20 protein-coding genes are annotated in these 18,084 nt (G+C 71.5%); 10 read left to right on the top strand and 10 right to left on the bottom strand.

Features of this window, described 5'->3' with window-relative positions; translation table 11 throughout:
- Positions 1-495: 495 nt before the first annotated feature.
- Positions 496-1,632, bottom strand: a complete 1,137-nt coding sequence (gene cobT, locus ACH45E_RS12775) for a nicotinate-nucleotide--dimethylbenzimidazole phosphoribosyltransferase (RefSeq protein WP_361437580.1) — start codon at positions 1,630-1,632, stop codon at positions 496-498.
- 133 nt (positions 1,633-1,765) lie between these two features.
- On the opposite strand from cobT, the gene ACH45E_RS12770 reads away from it, so the two are divergent.
- Positions 1,766-2,848, top strand: coding sequence for a class I SAM-dependent methyltransferase (locus tag ACH45E_RS12770; protein WP_361437578.1), 1,083 nt, complete (start codon positions 1,766-1,768; stop codon positions 2,846-2,848).
- Positions 2,849-2,888: 40 nt separating this feature from the next.
- Here ACH45E_RS12770 and ACH45E_RS12765 read toward each other — a convergent pair whose 3' ends face one another.
- Positions 2,889-4,097 (bottom strand): bifunctional adenosylcobinamide kinase/adenosylcobinamide-phosphate guanylyltransferase, encoded by a 1,209-nt coding sequence (locus tag ACH45E_RS12765; protein ID WP_361437576.1) that lies wholly within the window; start codon positions 4,095-4,097, stop codon positions 2,889-2,891.
- 115 nt (positions 4,098-4,212) lie between these two features.
- Here ACH45E_RS12765 and ACH45E_RS12760 point away from each other — a divergent pair, with 115 nt between their 5' ends.
- The gene (locus ACH45E_RS12760; RefSeq protein ID WP_361437574.1) at positions 4,213-4,425 is read left to right on the top strand and encodes a hypothetical protein; all 213 of its coding nucleotides are present in this window, start codon (positions 4,213-4,215) and stop codon (positions 4,423-4,425) included.
- Between the two features lie 69 nt (positions 4,426-4,494).
- On the opposite strand, the gene ACH45E_RS12755 is transcribed toward ACH45E_RS12760, so the two are convergent.
- Both ACH45E_RS12755 and ACH45E_RS12750 read right to left on the bottom strand, forming a co-directional pair.
- Complete coding sequence (locus ACH45E_RS12755; RefSeq protein WP_361437571.1) at positions 4,495-5,196, bottom strand: methyltransferase domain-containing protein; 702 nt, start codon at positions 5,194-5,196, stop codon at positions 4,495-4,497.
- An 83-nt stretch (positions 5,197-5,279) separates the two neighbouring features.
- Positions 5,280-5,906, bottom strand: coding sequence for a DUF3043 domain-containing protein (locus ACH45E_RS12750; protein ID WP_361437569.1), 627 nt, complete (start codon positions 5,904-5,906; stop codon positions 5,280-5,282).
- 256 nt (positions 5,907-6,162) lie between these two features.
- Between ACH45E_RS12750 and ACH45E_RS12745 the strand changes: the two genes are divergently transcribed.
- The 4 genes from ACH45E_RS12745 to ACH45E_RS12730 are packed head-to-tail and all read left to right on the top strand — an operon-like array spanning position 6,163 to position 9,231.
- Entirely contained in the window at positions 6,163-6,951 is a 789-nt protein-coding gene (locus ACH45E_RS12745; RefSeq protein ID WP_361437567.1) for a PspA/IM30 family protein, read from the top strand.
- 43 nt (positions 6,952-6,994) lie between these two features.
- Positions 6,995-7,273 (top strand): hypothetical protein, encoded by a 279-nt coding sequence (locus ACH45E_RS12740; protein ID WP_361438210.1) that lies wholly within the window; start codon positions 6,995-6,997, stop codon positions 7,271-7,273.
- Positions 7,274-7,327: 54 nt separating this feature from the next.
- A complete protein-coding gene (locus ACH45E_RS12735; protein WP_361437565.1) occupies positions 7,328-8,551 on the top strand; it encodes a sensor histidine kinase in 1,224 nt (407 codons plus the stop codon).
- Complete coding sequence (locus ACH45E_RS12730) at positions 8,548-9,231, top strand: response regulator transcription factor (protein WP_361437563.1); 684 nt, start codon at positions 8,548-8,550, stop codon at positions 9,229-9,231. Before ACH45E_RS12735 ends, ACH45E_RS12730 begins: the two co-directional genes overlap by 4 nt.
- Positions 9,232-9,234: 3 nt before the next feature.
- Here the strand turns inward: ACH45E_RS12730 and ACH45E_RS12725 are convergent, their stop codons facing one another.
- Positions 9,235-9,432 carry a DUF397 domain-containing protein gene (locus ACH45E_RS12725; RefSeq protein ID WP_361437561.1) on the bottom strand — a complete coding sequence of 66 codons (198 nt, stop codon included), beginning with the start codon at positions 9,430-9,432 and terminating at the stop codon, positions 9,235-9,237.
- Positions 9,411-10,256, bottom strand: a complete 846-nt coding sequence (locus ACH45E_RS12720; RefSeq protein ID WP_361437559.1) for a helix-turn-helix transcriptional regulator — start codon at positions 10,254-10,256, stop codon at positions 9,411-9,413. Before ACH45E_RS12720 ends, ACH45E_RS12725 begins: the two co-directional genes overlap by 22 nt.
- A 150-nt stretch (positions 10,257-10,406) precedes the next feature.
- Here ACH45E_RS12720 and ACH45E_RS12715 point away from each other — a divergent pair, with 150 nt between their 5' ends.
- Positions 10,407-10,700, top strand: a complete 294-nt coding sequence (locus tag ACH45E_RS12715; RefSeq protein ID WP_361437557.1) for a hypothetical protein — start codon at positions 10,407-10,409, stop codon at positions 10,698-10,700.
- 192 nt (positions 10,701-10,892) lie between these two features.
- Positions 10,893-11,441: a DUF1062 domain-containing protein gene (locus ACH45E_RS12710; protein WP_361437555.1), complete on the top strand. Its 549-nt coding sequence runs from the start codon at positions 10,893-10,895 to the stop codon at positions 11,439-11,441.
- A gap of 60 nt (positions 11,442-11,501) precedes the next feature.
- Here the strand turns inward: ACH45E_RS12710 and nadA are convergent, their stop codons facing one another.
- Positions 11,502-12,686: a quinolinate synthase NadA gene (gene nadA, locus ACH45E_RS12705; RefSeq protein ID WP_361437553.1), complete on the bottom strand. Its 1,185-nt coding sequence runs from the start codon at positions 12,684-12,686 to the stop codon at positions 11,502-11,504.
- 274 nt (positions 12,687-12,960) lie between these two features.
- Here nadA and ACH45E_RS12700 point away from each other — a divergent pair, with 274 nt between their 5' ends.
- Positions 12,961-13,317, top strand: a complete 357-nt coding sequence (locus ACH45E_RS12700) for an iron-sulfur cluster assembly accessory protein (protein WP_361437550.1) — start codon at positions 12,961-12,963, stop codon at positions 13,315-13,317.
- 106 nt (positions 13,318-13,423) lie between these two features.
- Here ACH45E_RS12700 and ACH45E_RS12695 read toward each other — a convergent pair whose 3' ends face one another.
- Positions 13,424-15,184 carry a hypothetical protein gene (locus ACH45E_RS12695; protein WP_361437548.1) on the bottom strand — a complete coding sequence of 587 codons (1,761 nt, stop codon included), beginning with the start codon at positions 15,182-15,184 and terminating at the stop codon, positions 13,424-13,426.
- 101 nt (positions 15,185-15,285) lie between these two features.
- Positions 15,286-15,495 (bottom strand): hypothetical protein, encoded by a 210-nt coding sequence (locus ACH45E_RS12690; RefSeq protein WP_361437546.1) that lies wholly within the window; start codon positions 15,493-15,495, stop codon positions 15,286-15,288.
- Between the two features lie 149 nt (positions 15,496-15,644).
- On the opposite strand from ACH45E_RS12690, the gene ACH45E_RS12685 reads away from it, so the two are divergent.
- Positions 15,645-16,619, top strand: a complete 975-nt coding sequence (locus ACH45E_RS12685; protein ID WP_361437543.1) for a carbohydrate kinase family protein — start codon at positions 15,645-15,647, stop codon at positions 16,617-16,619.
- Here the strand turns inward: ACH45E_RS12685 and ACH45E_RS12680 are convergent, their stop codons facing one another.
- On the bottom strand, positions 16,620-17,999 hold the full coding sequence (locus tag ACH45E_RS12680) for an aminotransferase class V-fold PLP-dependent enzyme (RefSeq protein ID WP_361437541.1): 1,380 nt from the start codon (positions 17,997-17,999) through the stop codon (positions 16,620-16,622).
- Positions 18,000-18,084 lie beyond the last annotated feature (85 nt).

The raw sequence follows: 18,084 nt of genomic DNA, 5'->3' as shown, positions 1-18,084 counted from the left end.
TCTCCGCGGATTCCTCCGAGGCGGACTCCTGCGGCTTCTCGGGCACTCCCGGCCGGACTGCCTTCAGCGCGGGCTGCTCCGCCTCCGGGGGGCCTGTGTCTCGGATTCCTCCGCTCGGGCCTCCAGGGCCGCTCCGGCTTCTCGGACTCCTCCGGCCGGACCGCCCTCTGCGCGGGTTACTCCGCCTCCGGGGATTTCTGCTCCGCGGATTCCTCCGAGGCGGACTCCTGCGGCTTCTCGGGCACTCCCGGCCGGACTGCCTTCAGCGCGGGCTGCTCCGCCTCCGGGGGGCCTGCGTCTCGGATTCCTCCGCTCGGGCCTCCAGGGCCGCTCCGGCTTCTCGGACTCCTCCGGCCGGACCGCCTTCTCCACGGATTACTCCACCCGCGCGGACTCCCGCCCCTCGGATTCCTTCGGCTCGTGCCTCCAGGGCTGCTCCGCCTCCAGGGGCTCCTGCCCGCCGGATTCCTCCGGCGGGATCGCCCTCTCTGCCGGTTACTCCGCCGCCGCGGACTCCTGCCCCTCGGATTCCTCCGACTGGGACTCCGGTGACTTCTCGGACTCCTCCAACTGCTCCGGCTTCTCCGGTTCACGCTCCGGCAGCTCCGCCGCCAGTGCGGCCGCCGCCTGGACCAGTGGCAGGGCGAGCAGTGCCCCGGCTCCCTCGCCGACGGTCACCCCCTGCTCGAGCAGCGGCTCCAGGGCCATCCGGTCCAGGGCCTTCGCCTGGCCCGGCTCCCCGCTGGCGTGCCCGGCCAGCCACCAGTCCGGCGCCCGGAACGCGACCCGCTGCCCGACCAGCGCGCAGGCGGACGCGACGACCCCGTCCAGGATCACCGGCAGCTTGCGCACCGCGGCCTGCAGCAGGAACCCGGTCATCGCCGCGAGGTCGGCCCCGCCCACGGTCGCCAGCAACTGCAACTGGTCGCCGAGCACCGGCCGCGCCCGCCGCAGCGCGTCCCGGATCGCGGCGCACTTGCGCATCCACGCCAGGTCGTCGATCGCCCGGCCGCCCCGCCCGGTCACCACCGACGCGTCCGTCCCGCACAGCGCGGCCACCAGCACGGCGGCCGCCGTGGTCCCGCCGACGCTCACATCGCCGAGCACCACCAGATCCGTACCGGAGTCGGCCTCCTCGTCGGCCACGGCGACGCCCGCCCGGAACGCCGCCTCGGCCTCCTCGAGGGTCAGCGCGTCCTCGACGTCGATACGACCGCTGCCGCGCCGCACCCGGTGCCGTACGACCTCCGCGGGCAGCGACTCCGGCTCGCAGTCCAGCGCCATGTCCACCACCCGCACCGGGACGTCCAGCCTCCGGGCGAGCACCGCCGCCGGGCTCGCACCCTCCAGGACCGCCCGGACCAGCTGATCGGCCGTGCCCGCGGGACGGGCCGAGACGCCCAGGTCGGCGACGCCGTGGTCACCGGCGAAGAGCACGACCCGCGGCTGAACGACCGGCCGTACCGGCACGGCCCCCTGCGCGGCGGCCAGCCACTCACCCAGGTCGTCGAGGCGGCCCAGGGACCCGGGCGGCACGATCCGGCGCTCCCGGCGGGCCTCGGCGTCACGGCGCACGCCCCCGTCCGGACGCTCGATCAGATCGGTGAAGTCGTCGAGATTAAGCGAGCTCATTCGCCGAACAGTACCGGCAGCGATCGAACAGTTCCGCGCCACATCGCCACCACACAGCCACGATGTCTTTGCACCCAAGATCGGCATCCCATACGTTCCGCTTTGCAGCGGAATGTCGCACAGGGAGCCACCCATGCAGCCCTCGCCATCCACCCTAGCCGCCATCGAACGGCACCGGGCCTTGTACGCCGCCGAACTCGCCCTGGGCACCGACCGGTTCACCGGGCCCCGCCGCGAGGACTGCCCGTGGTGCGGCTCGAAACGCCTGCGCACCCGCCTGCGCAGCCCCGACCTCCTCCAGCGCAAGCCGGGCACGTTCGTCCTCGACCAGTGCCGGGACTGCGGGCACGCCTTCCAGAACCCCCGGCTCACCGCCGAGGGGCACGCCTTCCACCACGGGGACATCCACGACGGGCACCTGGAGCACTTCGCGGAACGCCTCCTCGCCGCCCACTCGGGCCCACGGCGCCACCGGCACGCGGCCCGCGCGGTCCTGGCGCTGCACCCCGAACCGGAGAGCTGGCTGGACGTCGGCACCGGCCGCGCCCACTTCCCGCGGACGGCCCGGGAACTCTTCCCGTACACCTCCTTCGACGGAGTCGACACCACCCTCCGCGTCGAGGAGGCCCGCCGGGCCGGATGGGTCGAGGAGGCCCACCGGGGCCACCTCACCACACCCGGCGTCCTCGCCCGCCTGCGCGCCCGCTACGACGTCGTCAGCATGTTCCACCACCTGGAGCACACCCTCGACCCCCGGGCCGAACTCCACGCCGCGCTCACCGCGCTGCGCCCCGGCGGGCATCTGCTGGTGGAGGCGGCCGACCCGCGCAGCGTGTTCGCCGTCCTCCTGGGCAAGTGGTGGCTCCCTCAGGGCCAGCCCCGCCGCCTCCACCTCATGCCCCTGGCCAACCTCCGTACGGAACTGGAGTCCCGCGGCTGCACGGTCCTGCTGACGGACCGCAGGGCCCCGCACATCCCGTACGACCTCTCGGCCACCGTCGCCCTCGCCCTCAGCCAGGCCTTCCCGGCCCCGGACGCCCCGTGGCGGGCGAACCCGCCGGGCGAACTCCAACAGGCGCTCCGCGCGGTACTCCTGGGAGCCACCAGCCCCCTGCCCGACGCGGCAGCCCTCCTGGACCGCGCCCTGGCCCCCCTCCTGCGCCGCACCCGCTTCTCGAACGCGTACCGCCTCATCGCCCGGAAGGACAGACCGTAGGCCGCGCGTCCGTAGGCGTGGGCCGCCTCCCCCGCGCCCCTCAACCCCGCAGCACCACGGCCTGCCCCGCCACCACCAGCAGCACCTGCTCGCACTCGGCCGCGAACGCCGAGTTCAGCCGCCCCAGCTCATCGCGGTACCGCCGCCCGGAGGCGGTCGCCGGTACGATCCCCGACCCCACCTCGTTCGACACCGCGACCACGGTCCGCCGAGCCGCCCGCACCGCCGAGGCCAACTCCCGTACCCGCTCCCGCAACGCCCGCTCCCCACCGGACGCCCACTCCGCGTCGTCCCACGCCCCGACGGAGTCCATCGCGTCCGTCAGCCACAACGACAGACAGTCGATGAGCAGCGCAGGCCCGTCCTCGGCGAGCAACGGCACGAGATCGCACGTCTCCGCCGTACGCCACGAACCCGGCCGCCGGTCCCGGTGCGCGGCCACCCGCGACGCCCACTCCGTGTCCCCGTTCCGCGCCCCGCCCGTCGCCACGTACAGCACATCGGGGAAGGCCTCAAGACGCCGCTCGGCCTCCACCGACTTCCCCGACCGCGCGCCCCCCAGCACCAGCGTCCGCCGCGGCACGTCGGGCACGTGCTCGTACACCCCCACCACCAGCGTCGTCCCATCCGGCACCGCGCGCGCCCCCGCGGCCGCCAGCCGCCGCCGCAACTCCGGCCCCGGCGGCACGTCGTGGTCGAGGTGGACGGCGACGACGTCCGTGGTCGGCCCCACCGCGCCCACCGCCCGCAGCCGGGCCAGCGCGTCCGGCCGCCCCACGACGTCCGTGAGCACCATGTCGTACGCCGCGCCGCGCCCCGCCCCGCTCTCCAGCCCGGCGGGCGCGCCGCCCGGCGGCAGATACAGCAGCCGCTGCCCGTCCGGCCCGGTCACCGCGTACCCGGTGCCGCCCGCGTCCATCGCCAGCGCCCGCACCCGATGCCCCGTCAGCAGCGTCAACTCCCGTCCGTCCGGCACCCGTACGGGCTGCGGCAGCCCGGCCGGCACCTCGACCGGCGGCCCGTCGTGCGGATGCGACAGCACCACCTGCCGTACCCCGCCCAGCGAATGACCGGCGCGGGCCGCCGCGAACGCCGCGCCGGGTGTCAGATCGAGCAGCAGCGTCCCGTCGACGAGCACCGCGGTGGCGGCCCGCGCCGCCGGGCCGAGCGCGGTGGCGCAGGCCGCGCAGGGACAGTCGGGGCGGGGCAGTCCCGCGGGGGCACCGGTGCCGAGCAGAGTCAGTTCCACGGACCTGATTTTCGCTTGTCGCCGCAGGTCTTGCGCGTCAGGCCCTAGGCTCGGGGCACGAGCCGGACCAAGATCCGGCCGCAGCTCTGCACGTGGTCGCACCAGGGAGGCGCACATGGTGGCTTGGACGTGGCGGTTCGAGAAGGCCGACGGGACGGAGGTCCAGCCCGCGGTTCAGCCCGAGGAGTTCACCACGCAAGGAGATGCCGAGTCCTGGGTCGGAGAGCACTACAAGGCCCTGCTGGAGGGCGGCGCGGACCAGGTCCGGCTGTTCGAGGACACCACGGAGATCTACGGCCCGATGAGCCTGCACGCCGACGGGTCCTGAACGTCCCGGAGGTCGGAAGGGGTGCGGCGGGTGCCGTGACCGGTCCTCGCCCACCCCTCCCTCGGTGTCTCAGCCCCGTACCCCGCACAGGTGCAGCAGCGCCGCCACCCCGCGGTACGGGTCCGTTCGCCCGGCCCGCTCCTCGGCGGCCAGCAAGGTGTCCGGTTCGGCCGGGATCTCCGCGCCGTCCACCGCCGTGTCCGTGAAGACCCGCACCCCGTACCAGGCGTGCAGCGGCGCCCCGATCCCGGCGAGCGTGGAGGTCAGCGTGGCGAGCCGGTCCGCGCGGACATCGAGGCCGAGCCGGTTGCGGTAAGAGGTCGTGTCGAACGCGGCCAGCGCGCCCGCCCAGTCCCCGGACAGTCCCGGCCGCATCGCCAGCGCGTCGCCGTTGCGCACCAGCAGCGACAGCAGCCCGCCCGGGGCGAGCATCCGGGCCAGCCCGGCCAGCAGCGCGTCGGGCTCCTCGACGTACATCAGCACCCCGTGGCACAGCACCACGTCGAAGCTGCCCGGCAGGAAGTGCACCCCCGTGTCCCGCCCGTCGCCCTGGACGATCCGCATCCGCTCGCGGATCCCCTCGGGCTCGCCGGAGAGCGCCTCGCGCGCCGCCGAGATCATCGTCGGGTCCTGCTCGACGCCGGTCACCTGGTGCCCGGCCCGGGCCAGCCGCAGCGCCTGCGTGCCCTGGCCCATCCCCACGTCGAGCACCCGCAGCCGCTGCCCGACCGGGAACCGCCCGACTATCTGCTCCTCGAGCTGCCGGGCCACCAGCTCCTGCCGTACGACGTCCCGCAGCCCGCCCAGCTTGCTGAGCCAGGCATCCGCCGCACCCCCCTGGAAGGCGTCTGTACTCAGGGCCGCTCTCCGCGCTTGACCTGCGGCTTCGGCAGCCGGAGCCGACGCATCTGGAGAGAGCGCATCAGGGCGTACGCCACCGCGCCCTTCCGGTTCTGGTCCGGGAAGCGCTCACCCAGCCGCTTCCTGAGCCGGAAACCACTGAGGATCGAGTCCAGCACGATCAGCACGATCACGATCAGCCACAGCAGCAGCGCGATGGTCTGCAGCGCCGGCACCCGCACCACGCTCAGCACCAGGATGACCACGGCCAGCGGCAGGAAGAACTCCGCCACGTTGAACCGCGAGTCGACCCACTCACGCGCGAACCGGCGGACCGGGCCCTTGTCACGGGCCGGCAGGTACCGCTCGTCGCCGCTCGCCAGCGCCTGGCGCTGCCGCTCCATCTGGACGCGGCGCTCCTCGCGCTGCCGCTTGGCGGCGTCCTTCCGGTTCGTCGGAGTGCTGGCGACGCTGCGGCGCTGGGACTGGGCCTCACTGCGCTTCGGCGTGGGCCTGCCCTTGGGGGCCTGCGGGTCACGGGGCTGCTTGGAGTCGGTCACCGCCACCTTGTCGGTGGGGACCTTCTCTTCCTTGGCACGGCTACGGAACACAAAACCCAAGGGTACGGGGTGCCGGGGCATGGACCCCAGCCCCGTGGGGAACGATCCGGCAACACCATTCGTCTCTAGGGGGACACAGGGGACGTCGCGGACGCTTCACTCAGGGGCACCCCGGGAGCCACCTACTCCCTACGCCGGAGCGGAGCCGTACGCAGTCGTCCTTGGGGATGAGCGCATCCGTCCCCGAACAGTGCGGTAATAGATGCAGGGCCCGTACTGTGGGTTCTGTCGCAGGATCTGTGAGCTGGAGTCCGTCAGAAGGGGGCGCGCGAAGCCCATGAGCGGTGTCATGAAGCGTATGGGGATGATCTTCCGCGCGAAGGCGAACAAGGCCCTTGACCGGGCCGAGGACCCGCGCGAGACCCTCGATTACTCGTACCAGAAGCAGCTGGAGCTGCTCCAGAAGGTCCGCCGCGGCGTCGCCGACGTGGCCACCTCCCGCAAGCGCCTGGAGCTCCAGCTCAACCAGCTCCAGTCGCAGTCGACCAAGCTGGAGGACCAGGGCCGCAAGGCGCTCGCGCTCGGCCGCGAGGACCTGGCCCGCGAGGCGCTCTCCCGCCGCGCCGCGCTCCAGCAGCAGGTGACGGACCTGGAGACGCAGCACACCACCCTCCAGGGCGAGGAGGAGAAGCTCACCCTCGCGGCCCAGCGGCTCCAGGCCAAGGTCGACGCCTTCCGTACGAAGAAGGAGACCATCAAGGCCACCTACACCGCCGCCCAGGCGCAGACCCGCATCGGCGAGGCCTTCACCGGCATCTCCGAGGAGATGGGCGACGTCGGCCTGGCCATCCAGCGCGCCGAGGACAAGACCCAGCAGCTCCAGGCCCGGGCCGGCGCCATCGACGAGCTCCTCGCCTCGGGCGCCCTCGACGACCCCACCGGCACGGCCAAGGACGACATCGCCGCCGAGCTGGACCGGCTCTCCGGTGGTACGGATGTGGAGCTGGAACTCCAGCGCATGAAGGCCGAGCTGGCCGGAGGCGCGCCCCAGCAGGCGATCGAGGGCGGCACCGGCCAGGCGCAGTCCCAGCAGCCGCAGGACACCCCGCGCTTCGACAAGCAGTAGCCCGAGCGCCGACAGCCACAGCCTGGAGGGCGACATGGCCGACATGATCGTACGGATCATGGGGGAGGGGCAGGTGCGGCTGGCGGACAGCCACCTCACCGAACTGAACAAGCTCGACGACGAGCTGCTGGCCGAGATGGAGAACGGCGACGGCCCCGGCTTCCGCCGCACCCTCCGGGCCCTCCTCACCAAGGTCCGCGACCTCGGCGAGCCCGTCCCCGACGACTCCCTGGACCCCTCCGACCTCATCCTCCCGTCACCCGACGCGACGCTGGAGGAGGTCCGGGAACTGCTGAGCGACGACGGCCTGATCCCGGGCTGACCGGACTGTCCGTACCGTTCACGGTGTGAGCAGTGTGAGAGCAGCGTGAGCAGTGTGAGCACCCTCGACCGCGCCAGATGCCGCCTCCAGGCACACCCCCTCGCACTGGACGCGGCACTCGCGGCGGGCGTGCTCATCTGCATGGTCGTGGGGTCCTTCGTGACCCCGCAGGACGGGAACGACGTCGCCTGGGGCGTCCACAGCCCCGACCCGCTCAGCCTGCTGCTCATCACCATCGGCGCCGCGGCCCTCGTCTTCCGCCGCAGCGCCCCCAAGACGGTCCTCGCCGTCACCGGCACCGTCTCCCTGATCGAATGCGTCACCGGCGACCCCCGCGCCCCGGTCGCGATGTCCGCCGTGGTCGCCCTCTACACCGTCGCCTCGACCACCGACCGCGCCACCACCTGGCGCGCGGGCCTGCTCACCATGACCGTGCTGACCGGCGCCGCCATGCTCGGCGGCCCCCTGCCCTGGTACGCCCAGGAGAACCTCGCCATCCTCGCCTGGACCGGCATCGGCGCCACCGCCGGAGACGCCGTCCGCAGCCGCCGCGCGGTCGTCCAGGCCATCCGCGAACGCGCCGAACGCGCCGAACGCACCCGCGAGGAGGAGGCCCGCCGCCGGGTCGCCGAGGAACGCCTGCGCATCGCCCGCGACCTGCACGACGTCGTCGCCCACCACATCGCCCTGGTCAACGTCCAGGCCGGAGTCGCCGCCCACGTCATGGACAAGCGCCCCGACCAGGCGAAAGAGGCCCTGGCCCATGTCCGCGAGGCCAGTCGCTCCGCCCTCGACGAACTCCGCGCCACCGTCGGCCTGCTCCGCCAGTCCGGCGACCCGAAGGCCCCCACCGAACCCGCCCCCGGCCTCAGCGGCCTCGAAGACCTCGCCGACACCTTCCGCAACGCCGGTCTCCCGGTCGAGGTCGCCCGCGCCGACCAGGGCACCGAACTGCCCGCCGCCGTCGACCTCGCCGCGTACCGCATCATCCAGGAAGCCCTCACCAACGTGCAGAAGCACGCGGGCACCGACGCCAAGGCCGAGGTCAGCGTGGTCCGCGTCGGCCCGAACATCGAGGTCACGGTCCTCGACGACGGCCACCCGGGCGAGAACGAGCCCGCTGTCTCGGGCGGGGGCCACGGCCTGCTCGGCATGCGCGAGCGCGCCACCGCCCTGCGCGGCACCCTCACCACCGGCCCCCGCTACGGCGGCGGGTTCCGCGTCCATGCCATCCTGCCGGTCAAGACCGGCACCGCCGCCCCGGGAGACTCCGCATGACCATCCGCGTCCTGCTGGCCGACGACCAGGCACTGCTGCGCAGCGCCTTCAGAGTGCTCGTCGACTCCGAGCCGGACATGGAGGTGGTCGGGGAGGCGTCGGACGGCGCGGAAGCCGTGCGGCTGGCCTCTCACCACCGGGCTGACGTCGTGCTGATGGACATCCGCATGCCGGGCACGGACGGGCTGGCGGCCACCCGCCTCATCAGCGCGGACCCTGGGCTGACGCATGTCCGGGTCGTCATCCTCACGACCTTCGAGGTCGACGACTACGTGGTGCAGGCACTGCGGGCAGGTGCCTCCGGCTTCCTGGGCAAGGGCAGCGAACCGGAGGAACTCCTCAACGCCATCCGGGTGGCCGCCGAGGGAGAGGCCCTGCTCTCCCCGACGGCCACCAAGGGTCTCATCGCCCGCTTCCTCGCCCAGGGCGACGCGGCCGACGACGACCACGACCCGGCCCGCGCGCAACGCCTCGCGGCGCTCACCGGGCGGGAGCGGGAGGTGCTGGTGCAGGTCGCCGGCGGCCACTCCAACGACGAGATCGCGGAACGGCTGGAGGTCAGCCCGCTGACCGTGAAGACCCACGTGAACCGTGCGATGGCCAAGCTGGGGGCCCGGGACCGGGCGCAGCTCGTGGTGATCGCCTATGAGTCGGGGCTGGTGCGGCCGCGGGCGGAGTGACGACTACTGCTTGAGCGTGGCGACGAATGCGTCCCAGGCGGGGGCTGGGACGACGAGTACGGGGCCGTGGGGGGTCTTGCTGTCGCGGACGGGGACGAGGCCGGGGAAGTCCTCGGTGATTTCTACGCATTCGCCCCCGTTGGCGTTGCTGTAACTGCTCCTGCGCCAACGGGCGGAGCTCAACTCGGGGGTGTGTCGCATGGCTTGTAGTCCTCCATCGCCTGTCGGATCAGCTCCGCCGAGGCGGCCGGCGAGAGGGCGTTGGCCCGGAGTACTTCGTACCGCCGTCGCCACTTCTTCGTCGATTCCCGGTCCTCATAGAGGTGACCGAGCTCGATGCCCTCTTCGTAGGCCATGGTGGAGCCGTTGGGAAGCGTCAGCAGGGTCAGTGCGCCGCCCGTCAAGTAGTGCGCGCCTGCGCTGAAGGGCATTACCTGGACCTTGCTGTCCGGAGTATCCACCTGCGTGAGCAGCGAGGCCAGTTGTTTGTGCATGCATTCGCTGTCGCCGACCGGACGTCGGAGGGCAGCCTCGTCGATGATCGCCCAGCGCAGGGGGCGTTGAGACGAGTGGAGGCGGTCCTTGCGGGACATGCGGGCGTTGACGAGCTCCTCCACCTTCTCTCGGGGCAACTCTTCCTGGAGGCTGAGTTGGGCTTCGGCGTACTCCCTGGTCTGAAGCAGCCCTGGGAGAGCCTGCGCGCCGAAGTTCTCGATGACTTCAGCCTGCGCCTCGAAGTCCATGAACCGGCGGTACTGGTCCGGGTGAGCCTCCCGCTTGGCAAGTTCGTACAGCCCGTGAAAGTGCCTGTCCGAGCCGAACGCGGCGTCCAGGCGGTCCGGCAGATCCGGGGGCGGCATCAACTCCGCCGTCTCGATACGCGCGAGCGTGCTCTTGCTGGAGTTCACGATGCCGGCGAGCTGGACGAGGGAAAGACCCGCGACCTCCCGGTGACGGCGTTGTTCGGCGCCGAAGTAGTGGCGGGCCGAGAGGTACGGGGTGAGTGTCTGCGGCTTGAACGTCATTGTTCTGCCTCTCCGTTGTCCCGATTCGCGGAGTGGGACGGGGCGGTCCCTACCTGCGGTGAGTGCGTACGGCAATGATGTGTGCGCACTGGGTAATCATGTCGGTGCTGAGTGTGCCGATGGGGCGGTTTCGGAAAGGAGAGGCGTCGGATGCTGCGTGACGGTACGGGTGCTTCGCTGCGGTTGCTGCCGTGGAAAACGGCGGAGGGGCTGCCTTGCTACCTCAGTACGGATGACCCCGACAGTCGGCTGTCGCAGCTTGCGGATGCCGTGGAGGCGGAGTTACTGGAGGGGGCCGAGGTGGTGCTCGGGCTGGCGCGCGGGGTGCTGGGTGAACCGGGTGCGGGAAGCGGGGAGTTGCGGTTCGCCGGGGTGCGACTGGCGGAGGCGTTGGAGGATGCGTTGCGGGTGGCGGTGAGCCGGGGGGTGCGGTTGGGAGGGTAGGGCCTGCCCCGCCGTAAACCAGTGGTGCAGCGCAGTTGTGCGCCGTTAGCGTGCTGCCGAACCGAGTCGTCGAGTAAAGGACGTGCCGTTGTACACCCTGTGAGACCTCCCGAGAGCTGATCGGTCGCGCGTCGCGCATCTGCGCCGCGCTGCTTTTTGCTGCGGATTTCTCACTGAAACCGGTGTACTTCTGTGCTCAACATCTGGGTGGTCATGCCCACCTGCCTGCCGCTCGTTCTCCGCCGTTGCCACGCGTGCGCGTCCGAGCGCTTCCTGACGAGCGGTAAGTTCCGCGTCAACGCGAACCACAAGCTCATCGACGCCTGGCTCCTCGCGCTCTGTACCGCTTGCGGGGACACCACGAAGCTCACGGTCCTGGAGCGGGTGAACGTGCGCTCCGTACGGCCTGAACTGCTGGACCGAATGCATGACAACGACCCGGGCCTGGCAGCTGAGCTGCTCCAGGATCCGGTCGTGCGGCGCCGTAATCGCATCGCCCTCGACTGGGACGACGCCTGGTGCCTCGACACCGGCGGACCGGACCACCTCGACCGCGAGGTGATCGACGTGTCGGTCCGCTTCGCGGCGCGGATCCCCGTCCGGCCGGTGCGACTGATCGCTGAAGGCTGCGGTCTTTCACGGGCCGAGGTCGAGAGACTGATCGCGAAGGGGAAGCTCGTTTCGGCGGTGCGGCTCAGCGGCAAGCTCTCCGGCGACTTCACCTTCACGCTCAAGCGCTGAACCCGAAGATGCCCCTTCCGTCCAGGAAGGGGCATCTCCCAGCACAGGCGAGCAACCGAGCTACGGCAGCGCCAGCATCCGCTCCAGGGCCAGCTTCGCGAAGGTCTCCGTCTCCCTGTCGACCTCGATGCGGTTGACGAGGTTGCCCTCGGCGAGGGACTCCAGGGTCCAGACCAGGTGGGGGAGGTCGATGCGGTTCATGGTCGAGCAGAAGCAGACCGTCTTGTCGAGGAAGACGATCTCCTTGCCCTCGGGTGCGAAACGGTTCGCCAGGCGGCGGACCAGGTTCAGCTCCGTGCCGATGGCCCACTTGGAGCCGGCCGGGGCGGCCTCCAGGGCCTTGATGATGTACTCCGTGGAGCCGACGTAGTCGGCCGCGGCCACGACCTCGTGCTTGCACTCGGGGTGGACCAGGACGTTGACGCCGGGGATGCGGGCGCGCACGTCGTTCACCGAGTCGAGGCTGAAGCGGCCGTGGACCGAGCAGTGGCCGCGCCACAGGATCATCTTGGCGGCGCGCAGCTCGTCGGCGGTCAGGCCGCCGTTCGGCTTGTGCGGGTTGTAGAGCACGCAGTCGTCCAGGGACATGCCCATGTCGCGGACGGCGGTGTTGCGGCCGAGGTGCTGGTCCGGGAGGAAGAGGACCTTCTCGCCCTGTTCGAAGGCCCAGTCCAGGGCCCGCTTCGCGTTGGACGACGTGCAGATGGTGCCGCCGTGCTTGCCGGTGAACGCCTTGATGTCCGCGGAGGAGTTCATGTACGAGACGGGCACCACCTGCTCGGCGATGCCGGCCTCCGTCAGGACGTCCCAGCACTCCGCCACCTGCTCGGCCGTCGCCATGTCGGCCATGGAGCAGCCGGCGGCGAGGTCGGGCAGGACGACCTTCTGGTCGTCGGAGGTGAGGATGTCGGCCGACTCGGCCATGAAGTGCACACCGCAGAAGACGATGTACTCGGCCTCCGGGCGCGCGGCCGCGTCCCGGGCCAGCTTGAAGGAGTCGCCTGTGACATCGGCGAACTGGATGACCTCGTCGCGCTGGTAGTGGTGGCCGAGCACGAAGACCTTGTCGCCGAGCTTCGCCTTGGCCGCGCGGGCGCGCTCGACCAGGTCGGGGTCGGACGGCGAGGGCAGGTCGCCGGGGCACTCGACACCCCGCTCGCTCTTCGGGTCGGCCTCACGGCCGAGCAGCAGCAGGGCGAGCGGGGACGGCTGTACGTCGAGCTCCGGGGTTTGGGCGGTGGTCACGGCACGCACCCTTTCTGGGTTTCTCTATTTTTCGTCGAATTGACGTTATCTATCATAACCCGCTTCACGTCACTTTGACGATGGTCATTGCGTCGATGTGACGTGAATCCCGGCCGGGTGCCGATGGGCGCCGGTGAGGCGTTTTCCGCTTCCAACCGCATGTGCGAGCATGAGAAGGGAACGACAAGACAAACGCTCGGCCCGGAATGAATCCGCGGCCCCGCCGGTTGCAACCGTCGGCAAGCAGTCTCCGTACAACCCGGGAGAGATGTAGATGTCCGTATCGGACGAGACCAGCACCGTCACCGACGGCATCATCCTGACCGAAGCCGCCGCTGAGAAGGTCAAGGCCCTGCTCGACCAGGAAGGCCGTGACGACCTCGCCCTGCGCGTCGCCGTCCAGCCCGGCGGCTGCTCCGGCCTGCGCTACCAGCTCTTCTTCGACGAGCGTTCGCTCGACGGCGACGTCGAGAAGGACTTCGGCGGCGTCAAGGTGGTCACCGACCGGATGAGCGCCCCGTACCTGGGCGGCGCCACCGTCGACTTCGTGGACACGATCGAGAAGCAGGGCTTCACGATCGACAACCCGAACGCGACCGGCTCCTGCGCCTGCGGCGACTCCTTCAGCTGAGCCGCGCACGCGCGACGGACACCGCGCACAGCGCGAAGGCGGCGGCCCCCTCCGACGGGGCCGCCGCCTTCGCGCGTCTCCTGGGCCTGTGACCCGGCCTACGGGCCTATGACGTCTTCGGCAGGCGGGTGCCCGGGAGCTCCTTCTGGATCTCCTGGCCGTCCGAGCCGACCACCTTCCGGTCGCCGAGCGGCTGGTCCAGGTGCACGGTCCGGTGGTAGACCTTGGCGATCATCACGCAGATCTTGTTCGGCCAGGGCTTCTCGGTCACCGTGACGGTCACCTTGCCGGAGTCCTCGGCGGCCGACGCCTTGTAGTCGGCGCACACCCCGCCCTCGAACGCCACGGTCACGTCGTCGCCCGCGACGCTGTAGCCGGTCACCGTCACGGGCTTCTCGGTCGGAGACCCCGACGGCGTGCCCGGCTGCGTACCCGACTGTGTGCTGCCCGGCGACGCCAGGTACTTCGGGTCGACGGCCGGATGTGTCACCGTGAAGGTGTCCGCCGACCCCCGCGTCTGGAAGAGCCAGGACGGCACCAGCGCCTGCCGGCCGTCGACGGAGTGCGCGGCCAGCCCGAACACCGCCTTCTCCACGGTGACCGTCTCGCGCGAAGGCGCAGGCACGGCCGACCCTGAAGCCGCCCCCGACCCGCACGGCTGCTCCAGCCGGTCCTTCTGCGGTACGGGAGTGGCGCAACCGCCGATGCCCATCCGGTGGTCGGTCCCGGGCGACGCGTTCATCAGGCTCAGCGTCTTCCCGGCGCTCAGGACGGGATACGTGTCCCCCTTCACCGGCGCCTTGAGCTCACCGTGGCCGCCGACCACCTCGCCCTGCTTGCCGACGGTCAGACCGGTAGCCCAGCCGTAGGTGGGCAGCCCACCCACCACGGGGTCGGCGTTCACCACCCGCTGGGCGCCCATGACCTGGCTCGCGTCCACCTTGGCGTCCTCCTGGCCGACAGCCTTGAGCACCGGCGCCGCCGCCTTCTTCGCGGCCGACTCGCTCACCCCGTCGGTGGCCGGGTTGGCGGGGTCCTGCGTGCAGACGGTGATCTTCTTGCAGTTGTCGGTGCCGGGCGCGTAGCGGCTGAACGTCCAGGTGCCCGGCGCCTCCTTGTTGACCTGGAGACTCGGCCCGGACCCGTCCTTCCCGGAGCCGACCCGCCAGGTCTCCCCCTCGGCCACCGGGGTGCCGTCGACGCCCAGTGCCTTCGCCAGCCGGGCCACCTCGTCCTTGGTGACCTCGCCGCCGGCCCGGTACACCGGCGCCGAGCCGGGGCCGTCGGGAAGGGTGCCGGTGGCCTTGTAGGTGACGCCGTACGGGTTGGGCTCACCGGGCGCGATGCCCTCCGAGGAGCCGTCCAGGGTGAGGGGCGGGGGAGTCCCACCGGAGGCCGCGGACCCCGTACCGCCGCCCGAGGCGCCGTTCGCGGTGGCCGTGAGGTACGCCCCGCCGCCACCGAGCAGCAGTACGGCGGCGGCGACGGAGGCGATGACCGCGGGGGAGCGGCGACGGGCGGGCCGCTCGTCATCGGCCTCGCCGTGAACCCCGTCCCGGGGGACCTCGTCGTCCCGGGGAAGTTCGTCGTCGGCCACCTCGGCCACGATCGGGGGCTCCGGCTCCGCCGCCTCGGATACGGCTTCGGGCTCGGGCACGGCTTCCGGCTTCGGCTCCGCCGCCGCTTCGGACGCGGCTTCCGGCTGTTCGGATACGGCCTCCGGCTCGGGCGAGGCTTCCGGCTCCGCGCCAGCTGCCGCCGCCGCCTCGGGCTCCCCCTCGGCTCCATGCTCGGGCGTGGTCCCGGCCTCCGGAATCCGGTTCTCCGCCGCGGCCGCGTCGTCGTTGTCGGGTCGCTCGGTGTTCACCGCATCGCTCCTTGCTGGGTCGTATCCCGCATCCCCTCCACGGGGGACGGCGATGGGACGCGGCGGGGGAGCGAGCGGTTCCCTCGAACGGAGCGGATGAATCAGTCGCCGTAGTCCGACATGGCGTCCAGCAGCCGCGCGGAGGTCACGGGGACGGTCACACCGTGGATCAGCGAGGGGGGCACGGGAACGGAGGAGTCCCGGTCCGCCACCGCCCAGTGCGGAGCCATCCGGGCGCAGTCACCGCGCAGCGACGCCAGGTCGCCGTCGAGGTCGGCCGGAACGGGGGCGTGGACCTTGAGGTTCGTCATAGCGGCACCGTAAGCATGTGACGTCAGCGGATAAAGATCTACTATCGGGTAGTTTTCCCGTTCTCGCACCTCGGCCGGAACAGGTGGTGTGAACGGCCGGACCGGGTAGCGTGAACTGTCAAACCGCCTCCCTCAGGAGAATCCTCGCCGTGCGCATCGCAGTCACCGGCTCCATCGCCACCGACCACCTCATGACCTTCCCCGGCCGCTTCGCCGACCAGCTGGTCGCGGACCAGCTGCACACGGTCTCCCTCTCCTTCCTGGTCGACAACCTCGACGTCCGCCGTGGCGGCGTCGGCGCGAACATCGCCTTCGGCATGGGACAGCTCGGCACCCGGCCGATCCTGGTCGGCGCCGCGGGCTTCGACTTCGACGAGTACCGCGCCTGGCTGGAGCGGCACGGCGTGGACACCGAGTCGGTGCGCATCTCCGAGACCCTGCACACCGCCCGCTTCGTGTGCACCACCGACACCGACCACAACCAGATCGGCTCCTTCTACACCGGCGCCATGAGCGAGGCCCGGCTGATCGAGCTCAAGACCGTCGCCGACCGCGTCGGCGGCCTGGACCTGGTCCTGATCGGCGCCGACGACCCCGAGGGGATGCTCCGCCACACCGAGGAGTGCCGCTCGCGGAACATCCCGTTCGCCGCCGACTTCTCCCAGCAGATCGCCCGCATGGACGGCGAGGAGATCCGGATACTGCTGGACGGGGCGACGTACCTGTTCTCCAACGAGTACGAGAAGGGCCTCATCGAGTCCAAGACGGGCTGGACCGACGAGGAGATCCTGGGCAAGGTCGGCCACCGGGTCACCACCCTCGGCTCACAGGGCGTCCGCATCGAACGGTCCGGTGAGGACACGGTCGAGGTCGGCTGCCCCGAGGAGGAGCGCAAGGCCGACCCCACCGGCGTCGGCGACGCCTTCCGCGCCGGCTTCCTCTCCGGCCTCGCCTGGGGCGTCTCCCACGAGCGCGCCGCCCAGGTCGGCTGCATGCTCGCGACCCTGGTCATCGAGACCGTCGGCACCCAGGAGTACACGCTGCGCCGCGCCCACTTCATGGACCGCTTCACCAAGGCCTACGGCCACGAGGCCGCCGCCGAGGTCCAGCAGCACCTCGCCTAGTCACGCGATACGGCGGACCACGTACGCCGAACCGTGGTCCGCCGGCTCCTCACCGACGTACTCCTGCCCGCGCATCTCGCACCACGCCGGGATGTCGAGGCGGGCCGCCTCGTCGTCGGAGAGGACCCGGACCGTGCCGCCCACCGGCACGTCCCCGATGACCTTCGCCAGCTCGATGACCGGGATCGGGCAGCGCTTGCCGAGCGAGTCGACGACCACCTCGTCCGCCCGTACGACCGCCGCGGCGGGCACCGGCGCCCCGAGCTTCTCCCGCACCCCCGCCACCACGCCCGGCAGCACCGACAGGAACCGCTCCACGTCCTCCTCGGCCGCCCCCGGCGGCAGCGACACCCGGACGTTGCCCTCGCTCAGCACCCCCATCGCCTTGAGCACATGGCTGGGCGTCAGGGTGCTGCTCGTACAGGACGAACCGGACGAGACGGAGAAGCCGGCCCGGTCCAGCTCGTGCAGCAGGGTCTCCCCGTCGACATAGAGACAGGAGAAGGTGACGATCCCGGGCAGCCGCCGCTCCGGATCGCCCACCACCTCCACGTCCGGCACCGCCTTGGGCACCCGTGCGCGGATCCGCCCCGTCAGCTCCCGCAGCCGTGCCGCCTCCTGGGCGGCCTCCGCCCGCACCGCCCGCAGCGAGGCCGCCGCGGCCACGATCGCCGGGAGGTTCTCGAAGCCGGACGCCCGCCCCGACTCCCGCTCGTCCACCGGCCCTTGCGGCGCGAACCGCACCCCCTTGCGGACCACCAGCAGCCCCACCCCGGACGGGCCGCCCCACTTGTGCGCACTCGCCGTCAGCAGCGACCAGCCACCCTCGACCCGGCCCCACCCCAGCGACTGCGCCGCGTCCACCAGCAGCGGCACCCCCGCCGCCCGGCACACCTCGGCCACCTCCGCCACCGGCTGCACGGTCCCCACCTCGTGGTTGGCCGACTGCAGACAGGCGAGCGCGGTGTCGGGCCGGAGGGCGTCCCCGTACGCGTCGACGGCCACCGAGCCCGTACGGCCCACGGCGACCTGCGTGACCGTGCCGCCGTCCGCTTCATGCCTGTCCGCCGAATGGAGGACCGACGAATGCTCGACGGCTGACACGATCAGGTGACGTCCGACCCGCCGCCGCCCCGCCAACGCCCCCGCCATCCCACCGTGCACGGCCCTGGTCCCGGAGGAGGTGAACGTCAGCTCGTCCACCCGACACCCAACAGCCTCCGCGGCGGCTTCCCGCGCGGCGTCCAACAACATCCGTGCCCGACGTCCCTCCCGATAGAGCCGAGAGGGGTCGGCCCACCCCTCATCCAGGGAGGCCAACAACGCCTGACGGGCGACGGGATGGAGAGGAACGGAGGATGCAGCGTCGAAATAGGACATACGTAAACGCTATGACGACCCTCGGGTGCAGCGCCCCAAAGGGGCGCGGGGCTGTGTCGATTTCGGCTCCGCCGCGTGGGCGCGA

The sequence above is a fragment of the Streptomyces sp. NPDC020299 genome (assembly GCF_044387825.1).
Lineage (GTDB): Bacteria > Actinomycetota > Actinomycetes > Streptomycetales > Streptomycetaceae > Streptomyces.
This window is presented reverse-complemented; position numbering and strand designations above follow the sequence as displayed.

Excerpts from the sequence above, each read along its gene's own strand:
- cobT (WP_361437580.1), bottom strand. The coding sequence starts at position 1,632 with ATGAGCTCGCTTAATCTCGACGACTTCACCGATCTGATCGAGCGTCCG.
- ACH45E_RS12770 (WP_361437578.1), top strand. The coding sequence starts at position 1,766 with ATGCAGCCCTCGCCATCCACCCTAGCCGCCATCGAACGGCACCGGGCC.
- ACH45E_RS12760 (WP_361437574.1), top strand. The coding sequence starts at position 4,213 with ATGGTGGCTTGGACGTGGCGGTTCGAGAAGGCCGACGGGACGGAGGTC.
- ACH45E_RS12750 (WP_361437569.1), bottom strand. The coding sequence starts at position 5,906 with ATGCCCCGGCACCCCGTACCCTTGGGTTTTGTGTTCCGTAGCCGTGCC.
- ACH45E_RS12745 (WP_361437567.1), top strand. The coding sequence starts at position 6,163 with ATGAGCGGTGTCATGAAGCGTATGGGGATGATCTTCCGCGCGAAGGCG.
- ACH45E_RS12740 (WP_361438210.1), top strand. The coding sequence starts at position 6,995 with ATGATCGTACGGATCATGGGGGAGGGGCAGGTGCGGCTGGCGGACAGC.
- ACH45E_RS12730 (WP_361437563.1), top strand. The coding sequence starts at position 8,548 with ATGACCATCCGCGTCCTGCTGGCCGACGACCAGGCACTGCTGCGCAGC.
- ACH45E_RS12725 (WP_361437561.1), bottom strand. The coding sequence starts at position 9,432 with ATGCGACACACCCCCGAGTTGAGCTCCGCCCGTTGGCGCAGGAGCAGT.
- ACH45E_RS12720 (WP_361437559.1), bottom strand. The coding sequence starts at position 10,256 with ATGACGTTCAAGCCGCAGACACTCACCCCGTACCTCTCGGCCCGCCAC.
- ACH45E_RS12715 (WP_361437557.1), top strand. The coding sequence starts at position 10,407 with ATGCTGCGTGACGGTACGGGTGCTTCGCTGCGGTTGCTGCCGTGGAAA.
- ACH45E_RS12700 (WP_361437550.1), top strand. The coding sequence starts at position 12,961 with ATGTCCGTATCGGACGAGACCAGCACCGTCACCGACGGCATCATCCTG.
- ACH45E_RS12690 (WP_361437546.1), bottom strand. The coding sequence starts at position 15,495 with ATGACGAACCTCAAGGTCCACGCCCCCGTTCCGGCCGACCTCGACGGC.
- ACH45E_RS12680 (WP_361437541.1), bottom strand. The coding sequence starts at position 17,999 with ATGTCCTATTTCGACGCTGCATCCTCCGTTCCTCTCCATCCCGTCGCC.